Origin of the sequence: Cobetia sp. SIMBA_158, assembly GCF_046566945.1 — a bacterium.
Taxonomy (GTDB): Bacteria; Pseudomonadota; Gammaproteobacteria; order Pseudomonadales; family Halomonadaceae; genus Cobetia; species Cobetia amphilecti.
Genome location: NZ_JAWJYL010000345.1, coordinates 1 through 274, shown reverse-complemented (window position 1 = coordinate 274; position 274 = coordinate 1). Strand labels below are relative to the sequence as shown.

At 45.6% G+C, this 274-nt stretch carries 1 pseudogene; it reads right to left on the bottom strand.

Going from position 1 to position 274, the window contains the following annotated elements:
• Positions 1-274: pseudogene (locus tag R2R70_RS20225) on the bottom strand (alanine dehydrogenase); the annotation flags it as partial.

Here is a 274-nt window from a genome sequence, read left to right as displayed (position 1 = left end):
CAAGGTTAATGATAAACGGCAATGTTGCATTGTTAAGTGCAAATGTAGACGTACGAGGAACAGCACCCGGCATGTTAGCAACACAGTAGTGAACAACTTCATCAACGATGAAAGTAGGATCAGCATGCGTTGTTGCTTTAGATGTTGCAATACAACCGCCTTGGTCAATAGCAACGTCAACAATAGCAGCGCCAGGCTTCATTGCTTTGATGTGCTCTGCTGTTACAAGCTTAGGAGCAGCAGCGCCAGGGATTAGTACGCCACCAATTACTAG